Source organism: Endozoicomonas numazuensis, assembly GCF_000722635.1.
GTDB classification, from domain to species: Bacteria; Pseudomonadota; Gammaproteobacteria; order Pseudomonadales; family Endozoicomonadaceae; genus Endozoicomonas_A; species Endozoicomonas_A numazuensis.
Genome location: NZ_JOKH01000003.1, coordinates 488,057 through 511,827, shown reverse-complemented (window position 1 = coordinate 511,827; position 23,771 = coordinate 488,057). Strand labels below are relative to the sequence as shown.

The 23,771-nt window shown below is 46.4% G+C and carries 20 protein-coding genes; 10 read left to right on the top strand and 10 right to left on the bottom strand.

The window, feature by feature from the left end:
- The coding region (locus tag GZ78_RS15025) for a phytase (RefSeq protein ID WP_152558792.1) at positions 1-583 on the top strand (583 nt) is incomplete at its 5' end.
- A gap of 28 nt (positions 584-611) precedes the next feature.
- On the opposite strand, the gene GZ78_RS15020 is transcribed toward GZ78_RS15025, so the two are convergent.
- The gene (locus tag GZ78_RS15020; RefSeq protein WP_152558755.1) at positions 612-1,031 is read right to left on the bottom strand and encodes a hypothetical protein; all 420 of its coding nucleotides are present in this window, start codon (positions 1,029-1,031) and stop codon (positions 612-614) included.
- Between the two features lie 289 nt (positions 1,032-1,320).
- Between GZ78_RS15020 and trpR the strand changes: the two genes are divergently transcribed.
- Positions 1,321-1,638, top strand: a complete 318-nt coding sequence (gene trpR / locus GZ78_RS28980; protein WP_051786214.1) for a trp operon repressor — start codon at positions 1,321-1,323, stop codon at positions 1,636-1,638.
- Positions 1,639-1,801: 163 nt separating this feature from the next.
- Here trpR and GZ78_RS15010 read toward each other — a convergent pair whose 3' ends face one another.
- Positions 1,802-2,155 (bottom strand): phage holin family protein, encoded by a 354-nt coding sequence (locus GZ78_RS15010; RefSeq protein ID WP_201772720.1) that lies wholly within the window; start codon positions 2,153-2,155, stop codon positions 1,802-1,804.
- Between the two features lie 666 nt (positions 2,156-2,821).
- Between GZ78_RS15010 and GZ78_RS15000 the strand changes: the two genes are divergently transcribed.
- Together GZ78_RS15000 and GZ78_RS14995 are read left to right on the top strand one after the other, a co-directional pair.
- Entirely contained in the window at positions 2,822-3,676 is an 855-nt protein-coding gene (locus GZ78_RS15000; protein WP_034837576.1) for a hypothetical protein, read from the top strand.
- Positions 3,677-3,823: 147 nt separating this feature from the next.
- The gene (locus GZ78_RS14995; RefSeq protein ID WP_152558754.1) at positions 3,824-5,824 is read left to right on the top strand and encodes a PhoX family protein; all 2,001 of its coding nucleotides are present in this window, start codon (positions 3,824-3,826) and stop codon (positions 5,822-5,824) included.
- Between the two features lie 55 nt (positions 5,825-5,879).
- Here GZ78_RS14995 and GZ78_RS31005 read toward each other — a convergent pair whose 3' ends face one another.
- A complete protein-coding gene (locus GZ78_RS31005; RefSeq protein ID WP_407919788.1) occupies positions 5,880-6,215 on the bottom strand; it encodes a pepsin-like aspartyl protease in 336 nt (111 codons plus the stop codon).
- Positions 6,216-6,595: 380 nt separating this feature from the next.
- Between GZ78_RS31005 and GZ78_RS14990 the strand changes: the two genes are divergently transcribed.
- Genes GZ78_RS14990 through GZ78_RS14980 form a run of 3 tightly spaced genes read left to right on the top strand, consistent with a single transcriptional unit; the run spans position 6,596 to position 9,122 of the window.
- Positions 6,596-7,405, top strand: a complete 810-nt coding sequence (locus GZ78_RS14990; RefSeq protein ID WP_034837574.1) for a transporter substrate-binding domain-containing protein — start codon at positions 6,596-6,598, stop codon at positions 7,403-7,405.
- On the top strand, positions 7,406-8,395 hold the full coding sequence (locus tag GZ78_RS14985; RefSeq protein ID WP_236631582.1) for an amino acid ABC transporter permease: 990 nt from the start codon (positions 7,406-7,408) through the stop codon (positions 8,393-8,395).
- Positions 8,379-9,122 (top strand): amino acid ABC transporter ATP-binding protein, encoded by a 744-nt coding sequence (locus GZ78_RS14980; RefSeq protein WP_034837572.1) that lies wholly within the window; start codon positions 8,379-8,381, stop codon positions 9,120-9,122. The genes GZ78_RS14985 and GZ78_RS14980 overlap by 17 nt, the downstream gene beginning before the upstream one ends.
- 450 nt (positions 9,123-9,572) lie before the next feature.
- On the opposite strand, the gene GZ78_RS29855 is transcribed toward GZ78_RS14980, so the two are convergent.
- Positions 9,573-9,734 (bottom strand): hypothetical protein, encoded by a 162-nt coding sequence (locus tag GZ78_RS29855; protein WP_169741421.1) that lies wholly within the window; start codon positions 9,732-9,734, stop codon positions 9,573-9,575.
- Positions 9,735-9,905: 171 nt separating this feature from the next.
- Between GZ78_RS29855 and GZ78_RS14970 the strand changes: the two genes are divergently transcribed.
- Positions 9,906-14,459, top strand: a complete 4,554-nt coding sequence (locus GZ78_RS14970) for a PEP/pyruvate-binding domain-containing protein (RefSeq protein WP_034837569.1) — start codon at positions 9,906-9,908, stop codon at positions 14,457-14,459.
- 330 nt (positions 14,460-14,789) lie between these two features.
- Here the strand turns inward: GZ78_RS14970 and GZ78_RS14965 are convergent, their stop codons facing one another.
- Together GZ78_RS14965 and GZ78_RS14955 are read right to left on the bottom strand one after the other, a co-directional pair.
- Entirely contained in the window at positions 14,790-16,139 is a 1,350-nt protein-coding gene (locus GZ78_RS14965) for a hypothetical protein (RefSeq protein ID WP_152558753.1), read from the bottom strand.
- A 430-nt stretch (positions 16,140-16,569) separates the two neighbouring features.
- Positions 16,570-17,703: a M14 family metallopeptidase gene (locus GZ78_RS14955; RefSeq protein ID WP_034837561.1), complete on the bottom strand. Its 1,134-nt coding sequence runs from the start codon at positions 17,701-17,703 to the stop codon at positions 16,570-16,572.
- A gap of 202 nt (positions 17,704-17,905) precedes the next feature.
- On the opposite strand from GZ78_RS14955, the gene GZ78_RS14950 reads away from it, so the two are divergent.
- Positions 17,906-18,157, top strand: coding sequence for a YkgJ family cysteine cluster protein (locus GZ78_RS14950; protein WP_034837559.1), 252 nt, complete (start codon positions 17,906-17,908; stop codon positions 18,155-18,157).
- A gap of 63 nt (positions 18,158-18,220) precedes the next feature.
- Positions 18,221-19,831 carry a hypothetical protein gene (locus GZ78_RS14945; RefSeq protein ID WP_152558752.1) on the top strand — a complete coding sequence of 537 codons (1,611 nt, stop codon included), beginning with the start codon at positions 18,221-18,223 and terminating at the stop codon, positions 19,829-19,831.
- Between the two features lie 165 nt (positions 19,832-19,996).
- Here GZ78_RS14945 and GZ78_RS14940 read toward each other — a convergent pair whose 3' ends face one another.
- The 4 genes from GZ78_RS14940 to GZ78_RS14930 all read right to left on the bottom strand — a co-directional run bounded on the left by GZ78_RS14940 (position 19,997) and on the right by GZ78_RS14930 (position 23,539).
- Complete coding sequence (locus GZ78_RS14940; protein ID WP_051786213.1) at positions 19,997-21,133, bottom strand: serine hydrolase domain-containing protein; 1,137 nt, start codon at positions 21,131-21,133, stop codon at positions 19,997-19,999.
- 24 nt (positions 21,134-21,157) lie between these two features.
- A complete protein-coding gene (locus GZ78_RS29515; protein ID WP_161787399.1) occupies positions 21,158-21,316 on the bottom strand; it encodes a hypothetical protein in 159 nt (52 codons plus the stop codon).
- Between the two features lie 594 nt (positions 21,317-21,910).
- The gene (locus tag GZ78_RS14935; RefSeq protein WP_034837554.1) at positions 21,911-22,393 is read right to left on the bottom strand and encodes a MaoC family dehydratase; all 483 of its coding nucleotides are present in this window, start codon (positions 22,391-22,393) and stop codon (positions 21,911-21,913) included.
- A 174-nt stretch (positions 22,394-22,567) separates the two neighbouring features.
- Positions 22,568-23,539, bottom strand: coding sequence for an alpha/beta hydrolase (locus GZ78_RS14930; RefSeq protein ID WP_081869874.1), 972 nt, complete (start codon positions 23,537-23,539; stop codon positions 22,568-22,570).
- Positions 23,540-23,771: the final 232 nt, after the last annotated feature.

Sequence of the window (23,771 nt, the reverse complement as noted above, 5' to 3'; positions counted from 1 at the left end):
AGGACGTATTGATGTTTTCGTCAATGATAAGGATGGTACGTATCAACAATACCAACTTAAAGTCCGTGGTATGCGTATTTCTGGAACCAAAGTTCGTACCTTCAAAGTTGACAGTCAGCCGGAAGGGTGTGTTGCCAACGAAGCGACTCAGCAGTTGTTTGTGGGTGAGGAAGGGGCGGGTGTCTGGGTGATTGGAGCTAACGATAATGATGGCGTCAAGTTGGAGCCTGTAGCGAAAATCGGTGGGCAGCTGGTAGACGATGTCGAAGGGATGGCCGTCTACTCACAGGAACAACAGTCTTACCTGGTAGTGTCCAGTCAGGGTAATGACAGTTATGCGGTTTTCGATACAGAAAAACCTTATGCCTACCGAGGTTCATTCCGTGTGGGTTTGAATGCTGCCAAAGGGATTGATGGAGCGTCTGAAACCGATGGTTTGGATGTCAGTAGTGCCAACTTTGGAGGCGTTTTCTCTGAAGGTATGCTGGTGGTTCAGGATGGCAGAAATCATATGCCATCCAGTCCTCAAAACTTTAAATACATTCCCTGGAAGTCTATTCAATCAGCTCTGAAGCTCGATTGATTCAGATCAGGACGCAGTTTTCTGCGTCCTACCTCACCATACCGATAAACTGCAGAACAGAACCATTCGGATGATGGATGTATTGCAACCCGGTGAAGCCCTGGGTCTGAAAGGTGTTCTGTAGACGATGGACCATCGGATAGCGCATTTTGGTCAGTAGCTTGCCGGACAGTTTATCGAAGAAAAGAATATCCAACCCCTGCATACCCTGTTGTATCGCCACTGTGAAGGCCGGAAACTCATTCATTTCCATGGATTGAGCCCTGGATGAAGCATTCCCGAGCATGAGTGGCAGTGTAACGGCATACCCCTTGGCCTCAGGATCTTTCTGAAAATAAAAATTCAGGGCTGCCTCTTGTTGGGCTCCGGCAGTCTGAGTTCTGGCCTGAGTCAGTGGCGAAATGAGCAGGACGCAGAGGCTGGCCAGTACCAGAGTGATCCTTTTCATCAGGGTTCCTTTCATCAGAGTCTCTGCTGTTATGTCTCGACAGCCAGCCTAAAAACATAAGTTTTGCTGTGCCTCATTCCTAGGAGGCTGACCGAGAATAGACAGCCCGGCCTAAAATCCAGAAAGAACGGCCATCTTTTCCACTGAATTTGCTTAAATAGGTCAACTATTCGCACAAATTCAGTGAAAAAGCTGACTAGTTCTACTGAATTTTATGCTCGAAAGCTTAAGTCCGACAGGCTCCTGGCTAAGTGGGCATAACTGCACGGTTGGAATCCGTGAATCCACAATGTCGGACAATAATGTACTGCTGTACCGTTACACCAGTACATTTTCAGAGTGGTTATGGGCAGAGATGTTGGGTCTGATTCAGAGTCAGTCAGACAAAAAGTCACTGCACAGGGTCATGGATGTTTTACTGACTCCAGAAGAGCAGGAGGCCGTTGCTTCACGACTGGCCATTATGAGGGCATTGCTGAATGGGGAAGCTTCACAGCGTGAAATTGCTTCACGTTTTGGGGGCAGCATTGCCAAGGTCACGCGTTGTTCGAACTACCTGAAAAGATCAGATGAACAGAATAAACAGGTTTTAGAAGCCAATATATGAGTGAAGCAGTGATCGGAAGTATCCCGGCAGAAAAGCCGGAGCAGGAAGGCAGTATCCTGGGTGGGACCGTCATCGTGGCAGGGACAGCCTCGGTGCCGGTATGCTTTCTCTGCCGGTGGCCACCAGTGAGTCGGGAGCAGGCTTTAGCCTGCTCCTTCCGGTATTAAATAATAACGACACCCGGTATCAGAAAGAAGAGAATAGCGTTGACGATAGAAAGTACGATACCCATGACCAGCGCCCAGCCAAAATTGTCAATCTTGAAGCTGTCCATAAAATAATCAACGATCATCAGCATCAGGGCGTTGAGCACCAGGGTGAAAAGACCCAGGGTCAGAATGGTGATGGGGAGAGTCAGGAAAAACAGAATCGGTTTTACAAAGGTATTGACCACCGCTAGCAGGATCGACACCAGCACCGCACTGCCATAGCCTTTAATTTCAACGCCCTTGAGTATTCTGGCGGTAATAAAAACAGCCAGACCGTTGATCAGAAAATACAAAATCAGGCTCAGCATGGCAGATATTCTCCAGATGGTTTCCTGTACACAATACTACATCTTTACCTGTTTTGATTTCCTGTTGTTTCAAGCCCGTCTGAGTTCAACCGATGAATCTAGAAGGAACCGTTGTTTAATCCTGCCAGGTATACTGATCTGCCCGCAAAAATTCTCCGCTATTTTCTTCAGATGAAAAAGGTAGAGGACAATAGTCGTTATCTGGTTGCTCCGAAGGGCAAGGTCAAAAGGTGGCATCTCGGCAACTGTTCCAAACGTTGCTCTACCACCTGCATCCATGCAGTTGTCCTGCGTTCCAGTTTTTGTTAATGACTAAGGTTATTAACCGCAAACTGAGCCTTGTATTTGCCGCCTTTTGTCTAGGAGGCTGACCGAGAATAGACAGTCCGGCCTAAAATCCAGAAAGAACGGCCATCTTTTCCACTGGATTTGCTTAAATAGGTCAACTATTCGCACAAATCCAGTGAAAAAGCTGACTCGTTCTACTGAATTTTATGCTCGGACGCTATTCTCGGTCAGCCTCCTAGCAGAGTATTCATAGAACTTGTTCACACCTTCCCATATATCCTGACTGCTTTTAATCCTGAGTGTTTTCAAGCTGTACTGATTGTTTCCTGACCTTGTAGCTGTTTATACTGTTCGACTCGATAACATGGACGTAAAACAATGCTTGTTGCTGAAAACTGGCCCTATTTGGTTTCGGGTGTCTGTGCCTTTTTACTCTGTTGTCTGATTCTTGCCTTGATTTTTAGTAGTGATTTCAGGGAAGACATTACATCCGGTAATACGAACAAGACCAAAATATTCAATATTATTACCCTTGAAGGTGCCTTGGTGTTGTCTCTTTGTGGCCTGTTTTTCTATGGATTAATTCAGCCTGTTATCAACCCTCCCGAACCTTTTTCATTATTGGTTAAAGCCAATGGTCTTTCTTTCGAAACGCCGTCTCAGTTTTTGGATGACTATAAACAAAAAGTAGCTGAGCTAAACGAGAAAAAGGTCAGAGTGACTGAACTGGAATCTGAACTGAAAGGTATGATCAAGGAAGAAAGTCTGTTGTCTTATATCAAAGCACTTTCTCCTGATGCAGAATTCAGTGTTTTTCTGAGAGAACTTCCTCTGAAGCATGAAGGACCCTGGGGACGCTTTAAAAAATCAGAAACTATTCTGGTTTCAATCCCGGGTGATGTAAAAGAAGGTGAAGCCTGGGTTTGTCACTCCAGAATCAATGACCACTTCGAATTGATCAGTGATTTGAAAATTAATGAAGAACCAGTACTGGGTAAGTCCGTCAAAGTGAGTTCTACCAAACTGATGTTTCCTTCTATAGATTGTGAAGAGCGGGTTTCCATCGACATGCAGATTGCCTGTGTGAATGCAGTACAGTTATTTGGTGACAGCGTGCTGGCCTGTGATGACAAGGGAAATGCCCGCTGGAAAATTCAAAAGCCCCGAGAATTATCTGTGTTGTCTGTCCTCTTGCCAGAAGAGCTGGTTGAAAACCGACTGGTAGACAACTGAGCTGAATTGACTGCTAATCGAAATATTTTTGTAACACTCGAAAGCTAGTCTCCCTCAAAAAGCATGCGACACAGTTTTAGTGCTTCAGCGGCATAAAGATACTGATGATCCATGCAAAGAAAATAATAAATGATGAGGGAGCTTTGCATGTTATTGGGACAAAACCATCAGGAATATCACGAAAGTCTGGAAGCTGTGGATGACCAGGCTGATAACCCATCGAACTCCGGATCACTGAATGAAATGGTTGAAAGTGGCCGCCGCAACTTTCTGAAAGGTGGGCTGGGTCTGGCTATGGCTGGTTTTCTGGGTGGATCAGGGTTGGTGAGTACTGCCCAGGCCCATTATCGTCCGTCTCAGCGCCCTGACATTGGTTTCAATCCCATTCCCGTTGAGCAAAACCCGAACTTTGACACTGTAACCGTTCCAAAGGGCTATTCCGCCCAGTCATTCTTTTCCTGGGGCGATCCTGTTGAACAGGGGGCTCCTGCCTGGCAGAAAGATGCTTCCAATACCTGGCAGGATCAGATGAAGCAGGCAGGGCAGAACCATGACGGTATCTGGTTCTTTCCGTTCAGAGACAAGCCCAATGATCAGGGCCTGCTGGTGATGAATCATGAATACATCAACCCAACGTTGCATCCTGGTGGACTGACTTTCAAGGAAGACGAGAACGGTCTTAGATTTCGTCCTGAAAGCGAAGTTAAGAAAGAGATGGCTGCTCATGGTGTCAGTATTATTGAAGTGAAAAGAAGTACGGATGGCGCCTGGGTAAGAGTCATGGACTCTAAATACAATCGCCGTATCACCGGTATGACCCCTATGGCGTTAACAGGCGAAGCGGCCGGCACGGATATGTTGAAAACCATGGCTGACCCCGAAGGGCGAACTGTGCTGGGAACACTTAATAATTGTGCCATGGGTTTTACGCCCTGGGGAACTTACCTGACCTGTGAAGAAAATTGGAAAAACTATTTCGTGAACAGGGATAAGGACGATTATGCCCAAAGGGTTTCCCATCATCGGTATGGCGTCTCCAACCAGCAGAACAGTGCTTACTATGCCTGGGAGTCTGTAGAGCCCCGCTTCAATGCTACTCCTGATAAAGAACAGGCTCATGGAGGTTACGTGAATGAGCCTAATCGCTTTGGCTGGGTGGTAGAGATTGATCCTTTTGATCCAAAAAGTACCCCTAAAAAGCGGACAGCCATGGGGCGTCTGGTCAGGGAATGTTCGACGTTGTCTCTGGGTGACAGCGGTCAGATGGCTTTCTATTTTGGTGATGATACCCGGGGTGAATACGTTTATAAGTTTGTGCCTGACAAGGTTTATGATCCCAAGCGTCTCACATCTAATACCGACATTCTGGACAGCGGTACCCTCTATGCGGCGATCTTCCATGACGACGGTAAAGGTGAGTGGAAACCTCTGGTCTTTGGTCAGGGTGGACTGACTCGTCGTAATGGCTTTTTCAGTCAGGCAGATGTGCTGATCAATGCCCGCCGTGCTGCGGATATTGTGGGAGCCACGACCATGGACAGACCCGAATGGGTGGCCGTACATCCAACGACCAGAGAAGTGTATGTGACTCTGACCAATAACAAGCACCGGGGAAAAAAGGACGATCAGTCTACCAACGCTGCAAACCCAAGAGAAGATAATCGACACGGGCAGATTGTACGATTTACTGAAGCTCAGTCTGACCCAACGGCTATAACATTTGACTGGGAAGTTTTTCTGCTGGCAGGTGATCGCCCCGGCGCGACTTTAGCTGATAACAGTAAAGTGCCTGAGAACCTTATTGGTAACATCAAGGGTGATATCTTCTCATCTCCCGACGGTATCTGGTTTGATTTCCAGGGGCGCCTGTGGATTCAGACAGATTACGGTGATGACAGCGAGCGGAACTACAACATGGGTACAAACCAGATGTTGTGCTGTGACCCTGTCACGGCAGAAGTGAAGCGGTTCATGGTGGGGCCCAGAGGGTGTGAAATTACAGGGGTAACGACGACGCCTGATGGTAAAACCATGTGGGTGAACATCCAGCATCCCGAAATCAGCTTCCCGGCCAGTGATGGTAAAACCCGACCTCGTTCTACTACAGTCATGATCACCAAAGATGATGGTGGTGTGATCGGGAGTTGATAGGCTCGGATAGGGCAGCCGAGAGGTTGCCCTGTATTCTCAACCTTAAAAAGTACTATTCCTGGATGTATTCATACTCTTTCAAGGTCAATTTTTGAGTCAGTCTGGCAAACCCGCCCCGTGTTCCCTTGAGGTCATAAATGGATAGCTGGGAGCGTAAAAAGGTATCGCCCAAGATCCAGCTAATGTCGTCTATTGCATCAATGCCGAGTTGGCAGTGAAGTTGGTTTTGTTCATCGGGAACCTTGATAACGTAAAAAGCGGGTATCAGATTATCGCTGAATTGAGATAGCTGGATCTTGATAGTGGGTAGTTTGTCCGGGTCTGAGCCGTTTTCCTTCGCATGTATGCTTTGTTGAAATTGTGCCAGGACTGCCTTGGGAACAATCAGCTGTGAAGTGTCTCGGTTCCATATTGCAACTGAAATGCCTTGTCAGTCGTCCCAAACGTCTGACTGCTGGTGGGGGCGTATTGATGTTTACGAATTGTACTAAAGTGCTTTTCAAATCCCGCTGTATAGGTAAAATACGCAAGTCTTGTCTGCATGAAACCTTCGAAGAAAGGGTGGATAAAAAACGACAAAAAGAGAGATATTGTGCTGCTTCCCAACGAACAGCCGTGTTTCAAAAAGCTTGAGTGAAAGTAACAATCTTTCATTGAGATGGGCGCGGTCTTATCCCGATCAGCCTCCAGACACTGGCAGATTTTTCACATTATAAAAACTGGAAGTAACTGAGTTCCGGCTGAACCGGAACCGTGGAGTGGAACATAATGAAAAAAATAGTGGCATTTCTGACGTTTATGCTGGCTTTTAGCAGCAGCCTTTTTGCTTCTGACAATACACTTTGGCAGAAGTCTACCCTGAACGAAATTATTGAGCGTGGCACTCTACGTGTGGGTATGGAAGCGGGTTACATGCCCTTCGAAATGACCAATAAGCGTGGTGATATTGTAGGTTTTGACGTGGATATTGCCCGTCAGATGGCTAAAGCGATGGGTGTTAAGCTGGAGCTGGTGAACACCGCCTGGGATGGAATTATTCCTGCGCTGCTGACCGGTAAATTCGATATTATCATGTCAGGTATGACCCTGACGCCACAGCGTAATCTGCAAATTAATTTTGCCCAGCCTTACATTGTCGTAGGCCAGACTATTTTGCTGCGCAAAGGATTGGAAGGTGAAATCAAGAGTTACAAGGATCTCAACAATAAGAAGTACACCGTAGCGACCAAACTGGGTACTACCGGTGAACAGGCTACCAAGCGTTACCTGAGCAAATCCGACATCCGCCTGTTTGAAACAGAAGCCGACGGTGCTCTGGAAGTAGCCAATGGCAAGGCAGATGCTTTCGTATATGACCTGCCTTTCAATGCGATCTATTCCAGCCAGAACCCTGGCAAGCTGACTCACCTGGATACTGCTTTCACTCATGAGCCTCTGGCCTGGGGTATCCGCAAGGGTGATCCGGATTTTGAAAACTGGCTGAACAACTTCATGCGCCAGATCCGGGGTGATGGCACCTATGACAAGATCTATGGCAAGTGGTTCGAAAGCTCCGACTGGCAGAAGACTCTGAACTAAGTGCTGGGCAGTAAACCCATAGGCGTCCGTCCGTTGCAAATGGAGAAACAACCAAACCAGGTTTTATGGAATCTGGTTTTTGGTGTGTTATTGCTGCTGATGGGCGTGGGTATCTACAAATCCAGTCAGTCGATCGACTACATCTGGCGCTGGGAGCGCATTCCACAGTACGTTTTTTACAAGGCAGAAAATCCACTCAGGGCTGAATACGACGGTACGGTTTCAGCGAACGACAGTGGGCAGCTGGTTCTGGTTAATGATTTTGATGACTCAGAACAGACCGTTATCGAGGGCTTTACCGACGTTCAGGTTTATGAAAATGACCTGGTTTTTGAAGGGGATTTGCTAGCCGTCAGTTATGAATGGAAAGCCGGACCCATTGCCAATGGTTTGGTCATGACGATCAAACTGTCTCTGGTATCTATTGTTTTTGCCATTTTACTCGGTGTTATTTCAGGGCTGGCAAGAATATCGCCTAATCCGGCATTGCGAAATCTTTCGATTCTCTATATCGAATTGATTCGAGGCACACCATTGCTGGTGCAGATTTTTATTGTCTATTTCTTTATTGGCACGGTTTTTCATTTAGATCGATTTACTGCCGGTGTTGCTGCACTGTCGATTTTTACCGGTGCCTATATTGCTGAGATTATTCGAGCAGGCATTGAGTCTGTTAATAAAGGCCAAATGGAAGCTGGGCGCAGTCTGGGAATGAGCCGGGGGGCAACCATGCGCTATATCATTCTGCCCCAGGCCTTTAAGCAGGTACTGCCGCCACTGGCCGGACAGTTTATCAACTTGATTAAAGACTCTTCACTGGTGTCGGTTATCTCCCTGACAGACCTGACTAAAGCTGGCAGGGAAACGGTCAGCAGTACTTTCAGTCCGTTTGAAGTTTGGTTTACTGTTGCTCTGCTTTACCTGGTGTTGACCGGTATTCTGTCGTTTGTTGTCAGAAGAATGGAGGTGAAGTATGCCGCAAGAAGCTGATGCCATTATTACCGTGACAGACATTCACAAGGTATACCCTAACGGTGTTCATGCCCTGAAGAATGTCAGTCAAACCATCAAGGAAGGCGAAGTGGTGGTGGTTGTCGGGCCCAGTGGTTCCGGTAAGTCCACTTTTTTGCGAACGCTGAATCAGTTGGAGACCATTAACACCGGTGAAATTGTTGTTGATGGCATTTCTCTCACTACACCGGGTGATGTCAATAAGCTGAGGGAAGAGGTCGGTATGGTCTTTCAGTCCTTCAACCTGTTTCCTCATCTGAGTGTTCTGGACAACATCTGTCTGGCACCGATGAAGGTTCGAGGCATTTCCCGAAGTGACGCTGAAGACAGAGGTGTTGAGTTGCTCGTGAAAGTTGGCCTTTCAGACAAAGCCGGGAGTTTTCCTCCCCAGTTGTCGGGTGGTCAGCAACAGCGTGTTGCTATTGCCAGGGCTCTGGCCATGCAACCGAAAATTATGCTGTTTGACGAGCCAACTTCGGCACTGGATCCTGAAATGGTCGGTGAGGTGCTGGAGGTTATGAAACAGCTGGCCCGTTCAGGTATGACTATGGTGGTAGTGACTCATGAAATGGGTTTTGCTCGTGAGGTGGCTGACCGAGTGATATTCATGGAGTCTGGTGAGTTGCTGGAAGACAGTGATCCAGAGCACTTCTTTGATGAGCCGGAAAGCGAACGCTTACAGACTTTTCTCAGTCAGGTGATCTAGGAGCCTGACCGAGAATAGACAGCCCGCCCTAAAATCCAGAAAGAACGGCCATCTTTTTCACTGAATTTGCTTAAATAGGTCAACTATTCGCACAAATTCAGTGAAAAAGCTGACTCGTTCTACTGAATTTTATGCTCGGACGCTATTCTCGGTCAGCCACCTAGATTATTTTGAGTCTGCGAGCGGGTATTTCGCAGACTCAAAATTCCAGCAATTCCCTGTCTGGCTCATGCTGCAAATCATGGGAAGCATATTGGCTCCCTGATCTGAATGATGAGGCAATTCCGGGGCCGGTTTACGACACCAATGAGCTATTGTCAGTGCATTGGGTGGTAGATCGATTGTCATAGGTTTTTTACTGCTCATATAAGCCATTGCGGCTGACCTTCATGATCAAACACAGTCTGGACGCAGGGTAGACCTCCTTCTCTTGCCGGATAAACTCGTATCTTACAGAGTTTCTATTGCGAAGAAGGCCGCTGCTTTTTTTAATATTTTCTTATCCATTTTTAGCCATTTTATCTGGGCCTTGAGCTCCTCAATCTCTTGTTGTTCAGAGCTTAAAGCTTGTTTACCGTTACCTTGAAATGCCCAGGTCTTGCTGCCACTCATAATAAATAACCCCTAAATCACGCGAAAGTGATTTTGTTATCTGGCTGGATAGCCCGGTATCACAGGGGTTTTATGAAGAAAGGGAATGACTGGCATAGGCCTTAAATAAACTTGGGGGTAAACCCGCCGAATGTATTTGGGATAATCCTGAAATCCAAACCGTGAGCCATCATGTTGAATGACCGCCTTAATGGAATGTCAGTAGAAACCCTGGCGCAAACCATCAGAGAGCTTCCCTCCTGCTTCTCTATAAATGAACAATCCGTGAAATTTATGGGGCGAGAGGTGGCTCTGGCTGAGGGTAAAATATTGATTCCGGGCGAAGGCAAGCTTGAGGGCCGTTCAGGTAAAACCCTTCGAAACCGAGTGGTTGATGCAAGCCCAAATATTGAAAGCAGCTTACCTTCGGAGCAGCATCAGGCACTGGAAAAAGAGATTGAACGCTTTAGTCAGAAAAAAGGCGTTGACATTACATTGTCAAAGAAACACTCAAGCGAGGTGAAACAGGTCGCTTTATCTCTGGCAGGCAGCAACCCTCCCGCCCTGCTGGCCTGCATAGGGCAGCTCGATTTTTTAGACGCCGAAGATAAGTACGAAATATTAAGCGCCCTGCAAAAAAACACGGGGCGTAACATAAACCAGATATCGGTAGATCAGATCGACCTCCGGGACCTCAACCTTAAGTTTCGTCTGGTCTCTGAAGGCATGTTACTTGAGAAAAGCTCTGTTCCTGTAACCTTTGATTCGATGACAGAGCTTTGTAAAAACCGTGTGCGCAGGTATTCGAATAAATTCTGCACGATCGTTGATCCAGGGGGAGAGATCAGTAACAATTTTTTTGATGAACTCTATAACATTGCTTATAAAATCCAAACAGACTTGATAGCCAGAGGGGAAGAAACATTTTCAAAAGAGTGCAAACAAAAAGCGGATGCAGCTGGTGCAACGCTTTTACGCTTTGCTGCTGCCGCTATACATACCTCCAACTCTGGCTCCGGAGCAAAGACTGCAAGACTAGTGAATGCCGCCCAACGAATAGCGTATTACCCTGAAGATGACTACCAGGAAGAAATAGACGAGATTCTCACTGACAAGCACTCAATCGACGAAAGTGAACTGCCTGCTCCCAGCTACCCAAGCGCAATCTACTCATTATCGCCATTTTTGCCATTAGCAAAAGAATTGCAGTCTCTAGCCATTCCGAAAGAGGGTTCCCGAATAGAGGATCATGGTTCTATAAAAGGTTGCCTTCAGGCTGCCCGGAAAATAATTTTAGCTCAGGTGCCTGCCCATTCCAGCCCATTAATAGAGGAAATCGATAAACTTGAGCTCAAATACAGCCACATTCTTGAAGACAGCCAATTACCAGAGGAAGAGAAAGAGAGTTTTGAATGGGCGGTTCATCGTCTTATGCTGGTGACCACAGCCCTGATGCTGGGCAAAATGACAGTGGATGATGCCACCTTGGCACCTGCAATCAAAGGCGCACTCTCTGATAGCAGCAGTAAGAAAGATGTGATGCGCTCTATCAGTGACCTGGCCTGCCTGGTTAAAAGCCCGGCAGACGTTCAGTCAAAAGTGTGCCACTTGATAAACAGCAGTGAACAGGTATACCGGACAGCACTGGCTATTCCAAGAGTGCTCCAGTGTCACCGGTTAAATGGAGAGGCAGCCGTGCAGGCGTGTGACAGACTGGTTACCCTGTCTCCTAATAAGCAGGATTTAGAAGAAGGTAGGTTTTTCCATGACTACCTGAGAGAATTCCAGTTTTTTAATGAAGAAGACAAGTTCAGGTTGCTAACACATTATCAGGAACGCCTTGGCATTCCTGTAGGTCAACAGTTACCGGGCGCCATTGGGCTAAACGATGTTTTACTCAGAAAGGTTCTGGCGCGTCAGAGGCTGAATTTGAAAGCCTCTCCAAACCCTGTGGAAGCTCACCCGGATACTGTCAGGCCAGATTTACCAGACGCAACATCAGTAATAAATACTGATAACCCTGATGTTCAAAGCAGAAAGCGTACGACAAATAACAAAATTCGACATCGCATCGGAGGCAAAGGTTTTTTTCTCACAACCATGCAACAGGCAGGCATTCCCGTACCAGCCTTTCAATGCGTGGATACTGATATTGGCAGGAATATTGAAAAACAGGTAATTGCGCCGGAGCTGGTTCGAGCATACTTCCCTGAATCACAGGCGACCTGTATTGAAGACATTAAGCAGGCGCTTTCTGAACAGGAACCTGAAACCCGGCAGAAAGGGTTTGAGCAATTAGCCCGCTTGCTGACCAGCGACGGATTTTATCAAACCATTGCTGCAACAGGAGAAGCCAGTGCCATCCGGTCGTTTTACCAACAACTGCAAAAAGAAAACAAAGGCATCGACACACCTGTGATTGCCCGCAGCTCAGGCGTGGCCGAAGACAGTTACGGCGATGCACAGGCGGGAAAATATGATTCAAAAGTCAAAGGGCAGGAAGATATAGTACAAACCTATCTTCAGGTTATTGCATCGGGCTATCGTAATGCCTCGGTTAACGAGCCCGTTCCGCCCATCATGCCGGTCATATTGCAGCAGTGTATTGCGTGTCAAACGGGTGGTGTTGCCATGAGCTACTCGACTCTGGGCGATAATACCATCCAAATTAATTCTGCCCCCGGCCAGCCTCGCACCGCCGTGGGTGGCGACAATGGTATTACGCCTGACCTGCATTCGGTGAACCGGAGCGCACCTGAACCTGTTATCACCGCTACGCCCGGCAGCATTGACTCAACCTACGCTCTGGTTAAAACAAAAGAAGGTGGTTATGAAGAGCAAAAGGTCAGCACTGAATCCATGGGTGCCAAAAAGTTAACAACACAACAGATTAATGAACTGACATCACATATAAAAACTCTTGAAAAACGCTTGTTATGCCCGGTAGATGTGGAGTTTGGCATTGATAAAGCAGGTCAGTTTTTTATTCTCCAGGTCAGGCCAATCACTCGCCTGCCCGGCGCCATGCGCTTCAATGCCCGGCCTGAGGCACCTGAAGCCCTGACAGGAACAGTGGTCAGCGAAGGATTTTGTCGTGGGGTACTGTATCATGCCGATGGGCCAAGCAGTGCGCTGGAGGAAGGAAATATTGTAGTGGCAGAACATTTTCATCCGGGCATGCTGGAGCCTGAATTTCTCGCTAAGGCCAGTGGCTTTATTTTCAGACATGGCGGACTGAATGATCATGTGGCGATTACCTTAAGGCAGGCAGGAAAACCCTACTTTATTGCCGGTGAGTCTGCGACCTTTCCGGAAAGGGAGCATGACAGCCCTCAAAAAACGTATACCATGGCCTGCGGGCACTTTGGCGAACATCAGGAAGGAGTGTTATGGCAGGGAGACCATGTTGATTTCTTGCAGAAGAAAATGACCTCTGTCGTAAATAGCATCCCCCCCAGAGCTTCGGGTAAGCGACGAGAGCCACCTTCTCATTTTGATGACCCCGGTAAAGCCTTCACCTGGCTCAACAAGCAAAATACTCACCTGTTACAATATTTCTCCCCTAATGGCGTATTTCCCCAGTGTCTGGAACCCAAGGCGGTGGTCTCCTTGGCTATGTCTACCGATAGGCAACAGTTTATTACTGCACTGGAACAGGAAACAAATAACTTCTTAAAGGATACACAGGCTTTTATTGATGGCTATGACAAACTGCTTGCATTAAGTACAGAAGAAAACAGCGCTGAACTGACCAAAAGAAAAGATGCAATTGCAACCCTTAAATATCGGTATGCCAATTTAAACAAAAATATACAGGCACACCTTCAGGCCATTAAACAACCCTTTAAGGATAATGGTGAACTGCCTGAGGCCTCAGAAGAATTTTCGACCTGGCAGCAGCACTTTACTGAACTCCAGAAAGCCTTGCAGCAGCTCACGCCACCAAAAGAGCCGAAAGCGGTTCAAAGCTGTCATGATATTATTTTTATGCTGCACAAGGAGTTTATAGATGCATTACCTCATGTCTGCCAGTCTTCCGGCAAAGGCGAAGTAACAAACCTTTTCGGGCAGCGGGAAAAATCCGTGATCGATTTTACAACACCGCAGTGCCAGGTTGGCCTCAGTGGATTAGTACTTATGGCGCTCGGGGACGCCATTTGCAATGACACACGGGTTGTAAACACTGATGATGCATTGGTGATCACCGCGGATCTCGGCCTCCATAAATGCGTCATTGAAAGCCTGGCTCAGGGAGATGGAGGGAAAGGGCGGATGTTAAGAGTCAGATTTTCTGACGATATATCCATATCCGGTGATGGGCAAGTTAGCGTTTACGGAAAGCGTCCGAGAATGCTGTTGGTTGCCCTTCTCTTTGAGGCTATGAATCAAAAAACTATCGTTAAACATTTTGACCCGGATAATAGTGAGTTAATTATTGAGCAGACACACTTGCAAAAACCCAGAGAACAAGAAGAGAGCCTGTTAAAGGCCATTTCTATTTTATTCTCATTGTCAGATATCGATTTAGATTACTGTAGGAAAAAATCATCTCAATCGAAATTAGAACTGCAAGTTCTGTCTGATAGAATCGCGGAAGGCCTCAAGCAACCTGAAAATGACGCCATGTTAAAATCTTTCTTGGTGGAACAAAATAAGTCTTCCAGTAATCTCAACAAGGGCAATAAAGAGTGGTGTAACTATTTGACGGACACCTATGCTCCTTTTATGGTCTCAGGGAAAAACTGATGCATTTAATTTAACGTCAGCTCGATCGAAAAAATGACATGAGAACCAACTGGTAGCTGTATTGTGTTTGCCAAGACAACGTCCAGTACCCGTCGAGTCTCTCATGTCCTTGGGGAGTTTATTCTGTGAAGTCGATGATTTCTGCTTAAACTCCGGGGTCGCATCTTGAATCGTGAATTTATTATGATTAAGCCAATTGAAATTTAAGATGTGACCCCGAAATGTTTAAGATATGACCCTGAAACCTTCTCGAGCGTTCGTGTCTTTAGAGCTCTAAACCTGAGTTCCTTATGGCTTTTTATATTCTATGATTAGCTTCTTTCCGAACGTCTAAAACTTCGGGTCTTTAATGGTCACAACCATTATTTTTCCGCGATCTCCTAACCTGATTGTCAAGTCACCATTTTCATCCGTTATATCAATAATTTCCGCCTTAAATATCGCTGACGGAATATTGTTCGCCAGAGCAAAATCGAACTGATTGATAAACCCTTTACCGTCGCCAAACATAATCGCTACCGGGTTGCTAATGCTGCTATAAGCAGGTTCATTATATACGGCAATTACACTATTATAAAAGGTTTCGCCCAGCTGGAAATATTCTAATCCTACATGCGATGCTCTGTTAAAAATGCTTAAGTGAAGTTCATTATTACTCGCCTGCAGATCTCTATTATCAATCGGATAATCCTGATCAATACTCACTGCCAGAATCTCTTGCGTATCTTCATTCGCCAAATAAATTTTATTACCATCGACCCCTAAAGCAAGACCGGTATAAGGATAATAGCTTTCCAGAAACGTCGAATTATTTTCTTTTCGAGAGAGAATGATAACCCGATAATCAAATTCCCGAGTCCCTTGGTCAGGAGAATCTGCATCAAAAGCGGAACGCTTTGGTACTAGATTGAAGACCACCTGACTTAAATCATCATTCGAGTAAACAGGCTGATAGCCTAAATCCTGAGTCTCTATTTGTTCTTCAATTTGGGAGAACTGATCTATATTCTTCTGAACATAATCCCCTTTCGAATCGGCACTCCAGTTGACCAGTTTATTAGCGTAGAAACCAACAATTCGACTGCCATCATCAGTCGCTACAATAGGGGTCGAATGCCATCCTTCAGTGTGATTAGCATATTGATCTGTTAACCTTTCCCATTGAGTTGAGCTTGCATTCCTAAACAGCGGGTTGATTGCATCAGCCTGAGGATCTTTATCTTCAGATCCGCCTCCATACCCAACTATAACACCTTTTTTCCCTACGTTAGTTACTCTGTAGTTCTGGAAATTCAGATGAATCTGATGCGTTTTTGATATTTGATTGATGATATCTTCTTTCGCATCAAACCACTTACCATTAACATCTGGCTCATCCATTAGAAATTGATATTTTTTATTTTTCACATCATAAAGAATGGGAAATACATTCATTGGATTACCCGCCTCAAAAGACACATGCGAAACATAATAATCGGTTCCATTGGCATTATAGGCGCCAATATGAGCCTTATATCTTTGTTTCGGGAGAACTTCCACTGGAGCAAAATAGGTACCATTGGGAGCCTGATACTCCACAGAGGATACCTCCATAGCCAAAGCACTTTCAGGAATAGGTGCTACAAGCATAAATGGTACGAGCATAAATGGTACGAGCGGATAATAGCGTAAGGATTTCATTGTTCAACCTGTTCTTTCTATAACTGACTTCATTAAAGGTAGATTGAAACTTTTTTTTCTCAACAAGATTCGGGGCTTTCGCAGGTTCGCTGATGAAAAGTGAGGGGTTGCGACAGAAATAGCCTACAGGGGAAGATTGATTTGAAAGGGTCAAAACTTCTGAAGGGTCAGATATTAGCCTTTCAAGATGCTACGTTGTTGCCAGCGTTCGCTCACCCTGATCACCTACTACTTGTAGGCGCACAGGGCTTCGCTCACTTGTCGCCTAGGAGGCTGACCGAGAATAGCGTCCGAGCATAAAATTCAGTGGAAAAGATGGCCGTTCTTTCTGGATTTTAGGCCGGGCTGTCTATTCTCGGTCAGCCTCCTAGTAGCATCTTGAAATCCAATGGGTACTTATGCCCCTGTCTTCCTGTGTAGTGTTTAATAATCAGCGAAGCTGATCAATGACTGAGTAAATGGCATTCAGGTTTGCAGCGCCCAAAGCCTGACTTCTTTCCGGGCTCCAGCCCTGATACTCATCCGGTGAATCCACCGTGTCCTTGAAAGGCATTTCCAGGGTCATGGACAGACAGTCAAAGCGTTCTGCCAGTGCGGCGGTGCAAACCGTCATGTTGGCTTTACCGGGCTCGTCTTTTGGATAGCCAAACTCTGTCTGGAAATCAGGGCTGGCCTGTACCAGAGCTTGTAGATAGTTTTCGGTCAGAGTATTCAGTCTGTCGGTCCAGGATGGGATACCTTCAGCTGCTGCAATAAAGTTATAAGGCAGTGCTTCATCACCATGGACATCCAGCGCGAAATCGACGCCGGTTTCATCCATTTTATTTCTGACCAGAAGGACTTCCGGGCTTCTTTCAGAAGAAGGCTCAGCCCATTCACGGTTCAGGTTGGCACCACAGGCATTGCTGCGCAGATGACCACGACGACTGCCGTCTGGATTCATGTTGGGTACCACGTAGAAAACAGCTTTTTTAAGCAGTTCACGAGCTACCGGGCAGGCAGGGTCCAGAAGGCGCTGGAGGAAACCTTCCATCCACCATTCTGCCATGGTTTCACCCGGGTGCTGACGGGCGATAACCCAGCATTTGTGTTTGCCTTCCCCACCACCAATCTTAAGCAGATCCATGGGTTGCCCATCCAGAGTGTCACCCAGCGTTTCTGTCTGAACTATGGCTGATTGTTGAGCCCAGGCCACCAGGTCGTGGTGACGCTCCATAGAATAGGGCGCAAAATAGGCGTAATAAACTGTGTTGCACTCGGGGGTGTGCTGGATAATCAGCTTTTCACCGTCGTAGTCGCTGTCAACACGGAACCAGTGTTCTCTGTCGTAAGAGGCGACGGCCCGGTAGTCGATCCAGCCTTCAGCATAGGAGGAGCCCGATGCATTATTCAGGTGCATGGTCAGCGGCTGCCCCTCTGAGCCACTGACACGATAGTAAAACCACTGATAAAAGCCGGACTCAACGTCTTTGTTGATGTCCAGCTGAATATGCTCCGGGTTGTCCTTGTTGATGACTTTGATATTGCCACCATCAAACTGGCTGGAGATATGGAGTGATGTCATGAACTCTGTTCACTTCTTTCAATGATTCGTCGCTAAGCTATCGTATCGGAGATGAAAAATACACTTTCTGAGATCCGTATTTATACAGTACGACAATTCCCGATTTCTATCTGATCATCGAATCAATAAAATGCCTGCGTTTTTGGCCTTGGTGACTTATCCGGCGCCAATGCTGGTTTATTTAGGTAGCAGGGTTTGTTTTATGGAATGTCGTTTGGGTTGTGGTGCCTGTTGTATTGCACCTTCAATATCTTCTCCTATACCGGGAATGCCAGAAGGCAAACCTGCCGGAGTTCGATGTATACAACTCAATGACAATAACCTCTGTAATCTCTTTGGCCAGTCTGATCGTCCTGATGTTTGCTCTGGTTTCAAGGCAGACAGTGTTGTGTGTGGACAGGAAAATGCTATTGCGTTAACGAATCTGATAGAACTGGAAATGCTGACGGGCTGAGGGAACTCTCCAGCCGTATTGGAGTCAAAATCTTATGGTCAGGGAATACCAGGATGATGCAGTATGGATGCGACTACCGCCCGTTTAACCTTTCCCGGGTACCAAGACCCGGTAACGCCATTTCAACCAGCACCACTCTATGAGTGTGGGTGCGCCAGCAAGTCTATCGACAGGACGCCTTCAGCCGTCACTCAAAAGCCTATTACAGGGCGGAATGTCTGTTTGTATGACAGGGAAACACAGAAAGCTTTAGTCAATGGCTATAACCTGCCTTTGGCCGAACTGATTGTGCCGTCTACTCACACACCTAAATTGCCAGAAGACCCTGATGTTATTCTGGAAAAAATTGTCGATGAAAGGATGGTTGAAACAGAAGCATCGATAAAAGACAAACCTCTGTCTTCCTATTTTTACGCGAATAGGAATCGAATCAGGAAACTCTACACTTCTCTTCTGGATTATAAACAGTATTTGAAAGCCTTCACTGTCATTGGCCAACAGCTGTTCAATGAATGTCCCGAGTTTAGCTTGTCAGAAAAGGGTGAGCGAGTGGTCAGAAAGATTCCTTTTGAGCGATTAAGAAGCAGTATCGGAAGACAGGCTGTTAAGGGGGGGAATGAAGGGTTTGATGAGTTACTTTATGAGTGCGCGGAACAGACGGATTATGAATATCTGACTTCTAATCGATCAGGTTCTAGTGAATCTTCCGGAGCCAGCTCTGTGCTACGAAAGATAGTCAGTGCTCAGCTTAACAGAGCGGCTCATGGGGATAACCTTCTTGGCACACAGTCAGACTCCTGTGTAAAAGCTAAGCTTCGCCATTTTCTGCTATGGGGAACGGGAGGTTATGCAAGAAATGTTGAGTTTGTTGGTTTCATGCCTTATCTGACAGGTGATTATCTCGCTTCCAGGTTGCCCTATTATGAAGATCCCACCAATCTTGATTTTCTTTTGACTCATGGTGTTCACTCTCATGTTCTTTCAGAGTATGTAGCCGCCCATGCTGGAATACTTGACGCAGATTTATTGTCTTTTTTGATAGTGGGTGATGAGTGGGATAGTACATTGGATCGTTATTCAATCGAAGACCCTTTTTGTCATAAATTAAGTGATGACTTGCTCCTGGCTAACTGGCCTGTACCGGTATCACCCACCTATTTGAATCGCTTTCTATTACTGGGACAGTTCTCTGAAGTGATTAATGACGTATTGTCAGAAGGTTGTGAGGAACGAATTCGAAAGCTGGCAGAGATTCTGGGTTGTAAAGGTGATCATGAAGCACAGGTGGCCTGCCTGAAAAACTCAAAAGACGCTTTAAGATGCCTTGAGATAACTATTTTTGAACAACAACAGAAGCACCTGAGCAGACAGGCAAAACAATACGGTATCGATGTTGATCAGGCTCATCAGGTAACGGCCACTGAACCTGACAGAACCTATTCCAGCTTGTCGGGTGGTTGTTACGATCAGAAGTCAGTTCGTTTGGATCGGGTAGAGAAAGCTCTGGCGAAAGGGTATCAGGTTATTGGAGTAAAAATAGACAATGACAATGTCCGTGGGCCTTGTAATCTATTCAGTATCAAACCCGATGCCCCCCCTGAAACGCTGGCTGACTTCAAAGCTTTTGCTATTGTGAGAGGCTCCGCTATAGAATTTCCGGATTACATTTATTGATTCTGGAGCGTCGACTTTCATGACAACGCTCACAGTTCTTACTCAGAGAGCAGCCAAACGTTAATTACCATACAGACCAAGTTCATCCTGAGCCTGTCGAAGGATACTGGTAATGCACTTCGACAGGCTCAGTGCGTACGGTAAGGGGTATAACGGCTGTTTGCGCTAGTTCGTCATCGCTGCAGCGACTTCACGATACACTTCGTTAATGATTTCCGGCCCATCCACTTTGGTATGACCCTGTCGTACAATGATCAGGTTTTCAGACGGTGACACAATCACTACCTGACCGTTATTGCCTGAAGCGGCATAAAGGTCAGCAGGCGCATCCGGAAAAATTACGCCCGTTTTTGCAGCGTGATTATTAATGGCAGGGTGGCGCCAGGTGTCATTGGGGCCGGTGTTCAACCACCACAGGTAGCCGTATGCCGCATTCAGTGATGAACCCGGTGAGGTGGCAGCAGTTACGTAGCTTTGTGGCACAATCTGCTGGCCATTCCAGTGTCCACCATTGAGGAACAGATAGCCCAGTCGGGCCATATCTCTGGCAGTGGTTCTGAGGTGAGAGGGCATAATCATTTGGCCACTGTTGTCAGTAAATGCAGTGGTGTTCAGCATGCCCAGAGGGTTAATCAGTTCGCTGGTAGCGTATGAGGCAGTATCTATTCCGGTTGCGACGCTCAAAACCCGGTCCAGTGTCTGTATGGCCAGGTTGTTGTATCTCCAGACCGATCCGGGTGTGTTCTGTTGTGATCGACCTATGGCGTAACCGGTCATATCACTTTTGCCTACAGAGCCCTCTTTCCTGAAATGCCAGTTGTCCCAGAAAATACTGTGGTGTCGACCGGAGGTATTGGCGAGAAGTTGTCGAACCGTTACGGAGTCACTGGAACCTCCCTGCCATTGGGATATATAGTTCGATGCCTTGTCATTAAGGCTCAGATGCCCCTGATCCTGGGCAATTCCAACCAGTATTGCTGTGAAAGACTTAGTAACAGACCAGACATTCTTTTGTGGCGAATTTTGTCCCAGACCGTTCCAGTATTCCTCCCAGATAACGTGACCGTTTCTGATGATCAGGAGGCTGTCTGAATTGATGGATTGTGCATAGGCAGAGGTGTTTTGTAGCAGTGTGGAATCAAATCCATGGTGTTCAGGTGAGTCTGTAGGCCAGTTGGGTACTGGAAAGGCAGGGGTTTGTGAGAAGGATAAGGTACTAAAGGTACAAGCGATAGAAACAGCAATAACAGGCTTTATTATACGGCCGCTTTTTTTGAACAACAGCTCTTTTAGTGATGACATAGCTATTTTAGCTCCAGTCATTATTCACCATTCACAGGACTTTTTGGCTTTCTCGAAGAAAGCGCCCGGTTTCTGGACTTCAGGTGATTTATTTTTATTATTTGCGGTCTCATCTTTTTCTTTTGCCTGTTTACTGGTGCCATAAACAGACTGAAGATGAAACTGCTCTGTTGTGCTATTCACATCTTTGAATGCATTCTATTTTTTGGAGGAAACGACAGTAGACATATACATTCAGATCAATAAGCACTCACTTTCAAATGAGACTTGCACTGATGTAGTGCAATTTTGAAAGTGTCATATAAATGAAACAAAACAGTTAAATTCATTCAATCGTTTGACTTAATTTTTGTAAAGAAGATGATACCTGATTAAAAAAGTGTGCGCTGGTTCAACAAAAGTGAGGACTTTTCAAGACAGGAGAGGGGTCACAATGGTAATCCGCTATTTATGGATTTGGAGTTTTCTGTAGTTAGCTTCCCTGTTCAAGCCTTCTCAAGGCCCGTTCGGGCTGAGCCTGTCGAAGCCTAATAGCACAACCTTTCGACAAGCTTCAGGGTGAACGGCATCTCATCGAGAAGTTTATTCAGGAGTATTCCATAGAGGTTTTTGTTCAAACAATATTAAGCAGATTTAAGTGAGTGACGCCCAATTTTGGTGAGATGATTCACCATTGTCGTGCGCTAAATTGTCCAAAAGGGTGCAACTGATAAGAGGCTGTTTTGATGGGGCCGGGCAGGAAAAAAAGCCGGATTTTTCCGGCTTTTCAGAAGGTAGTCAGGCTCTGCTGATCAGCTCGACATCAGGTAAGGGGTACTCATCTACCACCACTTTTTCAACGGCTGGCATCACTTCAGCCTTGCCTTTTACGACGGTCTTGCCATTTTGGTTGATGACATTGGTAGAGACGGTTGCGCGCTTTCGACGCTCATTGATTTCTACTACTTCCAGTTCAACTGTTACGGTGTCACCAATTTTTACAGGGCGCATGAACTTCACTTCCTGTGACAGGTAAATACCGCCCGGTCCTGGCAATTTTGTTGCCAGAGCACATGAGATCAGAGAGGAAGTCCACATTCCGTGGGCAATGCGTCCTTCAAACTGGGTGGTAGACGCAAAATCCTTGTCCAGGTGAACCGGGTTGGTATCGCCAGACACCTTGGCGAACAGCAGAAGGTCCTGTTCGTTAAGCGTGCGGGTCAGTGTTTCTTTATCCCCGATTTTAAGCTCGTTGAAAGGGGTGTTTTCCAGTTTACGCATTATCATTGGCCCTTGAAGGCAAAACAACAAAGAAAGGGCGACGGTAATCACCGCCGGCTGACAATTCCACAAAATGCCCATAGCGAAAGAAAAACATTCTACCCACTCTCGATCATGAAAAGTGATAAGAAAATTGTTTTCCGTGGTAAACAGTGAGTATGAAAATGCTGCTGTTCAGGATTCTGTGACCACCGGTGTGGTATATTCCGCTGGGCAGCACTCCCGGCTCATAGCTGTTTGATTAATCCATTGTAACAGGCGATTTATCACTTGCTGAGAATTCATTTCGTTCAGCATTTCGTGACGGCCCTCAGGATATAAGCTCAGTGTGACATTTTTTAAGCCGGCTTTCCGTAATGCTTTGGTAAGTTTCTGTTGTCCGTTCGGAGCGCTGACGGGGTCTTTTTCCCCTCCCATGACCAAAACAGGCAGTTCTGGCTCTATTCTCTTCAGGTTGCTGATAGTACCGATATGAAGTAAACCCTTGAAGAGGTCATGCCACAGTTGATTACTGCAGGGGAAGCCACAAAGTGTATCGGAGATATAATCATCAACGGCCTGAGGGTTTCTGCTCAGCCAGTCAAATTCAGTGCGGTTTGGCTTGAACTGGCGATTATAACTGGAGAAGGTTAATTGCTTGATCAGGGGACTTATGCCTTTCTTGCCTTGTCTGAGGCATTCCGCTTTGGCTACCAGCAGGCCGGCTTCCAGTAAGAATCTGGGGGCATAGTTTGAGCCAGAAAGTACCGTACCCGCCAGTCGGGGAGAGTGGTGGATCAGGTAACTCTGAAGAATATAGCTACCCATACTGTGACCCATGAGTATCAGAGGGCAGCTGGGAAATTTTTTCTGGATAAACTCAACCACAACCGCCAGGTCATCGACGACTTTATGCCAGCCGCGTTGCCCGGAGAAATAACCTTCACCATTTTGCTCAATACAGGCGCCATGGCCTCTATGATCATGAGTAAAGGCAATATAACCTGCCTGGTTCAGTTCTGTGGCAAAAGAACTGTAACGCTGTCCATATTCCGCCATACCGTGACTGATGTGAACAATCCCTTTGCGCTCCACACCTTCTGGAAGGTCATTCCAGCAATAGAGAGGAATGGTATGGTCGTCGCTTTTCAGTGTATAGGTTTTCATGCCGTGGAGCTGCTCTCTTTATTGTTGATCTTCTGCTCTCTAGGAGCCTGTTGGGCTTAAGCTTTCGAGCGTCCGACAGACTTCTGGCCATGGGCATTGGATAAGTCCCTTTTTTGATATGCGGGCGAGGGGTACTCAAAGATTGCATATTCAATGAACTCTTTATGGCAAAACTAAAACAGTTAGTAAACGATTTCCGGATTTTTTCTAAAGACTCTCTATCCGGAAAACC

Coding starts and splice junctions, on each gene's coding strand:
- GZ78_RS15020 (WP_152558755.1), bottom strand. CDS start 1,031: ATGAAAAGGATCACTCTGGTACTGGCCAGCCTCTGCGTCCTGCTCATT.
- trpR (WP_051786214.1), top strand. CDS start 1,321: ATGTCGGACAATAATGTACTGCTGTACCGTTACACCAGTACATTTTCA.
- GZ78_RS15010 (WP_201772720.1), bottom strand. CDS start 2,155: ATGCTGAGCCTGATTTTGTATTTTCTGATCAACGGTCTGGCTGTTTTT.
- GZ78_RS15000 (WP_034837576.1), top strand. CDS start 2,822: ATGCTTGTTGCTGAAAACTGGCCCTATTTGGTTTCGGGTGTCTGTGCC.
- GZ78_RS14995 (WP_152558754.1), top strand. CDS start 3,824: ATGTTATTGGGACAAAACCATCAGGAATATCACGAAAGTCTGGAAGCT.
- GZ78_RS14990 (WP_034837574.1), top strand. CDS start 6,596: ATGAAAAAAATAGTGGCATTTCTGACGTTTATGCTGGCTTTTAGCAGC.
- GZ78_RS14980 (WP_034837572.1), top strand. CDS start 8,379: ATGCCGCAAGAAGCTGATGCCATTATTACCGTGACAGACATTCACAAG.
- GZ78_RS29855 (WP_169741421.1), bottom strand. CDS start 9,734: ATGAGTGGCAGCAAGACCTGGGCATTTCAAGGTAACGGTAAACAAGCT.
- GZ78_RS14970 (WP_034837569.1), top strand. CDS start 9,906: ATGTTGAATGACCGCCTTAATGGAATGTCAGTAGAAACCCTGGCGCAA.
- GZ78_RS14965 (WP_152558753.1), bottom strand. CDS start 16,139: ATGAAATCCTTACGCTATTATCCGCTCGTACCATTTATGCTCGTACCA.
- GZ78_RS14955 (WP_034837561.1), bottom strand. CDS start 17,703: ATGACATCACTCCATATCTCCAGCCAGTTTGATGGTGGCAATATCAAA.
- GZ78_RS14950 (WP_034837559.1), top strand. CDS start 17,906: ATGGAATGTCGTTTGGGTTGTGGTGCCTGTTGTATTGCACCTTCAATA.
- GZ78_RS14945 (WP_152558752.1), top strand. CDS start 18,221: ATGGATGCGACTACCGCCCGTTTAACCTTTCCCGGGTACCAAGACCCG.
- GZ78_RS14940 (WP_051786213.1), bottom strand. CDS start 21,133: ATGTCATCACTAAAAGAGCTGTTGTTCAAAAAAAGCGGCCGTATAATA.
- GZ78_RS14935 (WP_034837554.1), bottom strand. CDS start 22,393: ATGCGTAAACTGGAAAACACCCCTTTCAACGAGCTTAAAATCGGGGAT.
- GZ78_RS14930 (WP_081869874.1), bottom strand. CDS start 23,539: ATGAAAACCTATACACTGAAAAGCGACGACCATACCATTCCTCTCTAT.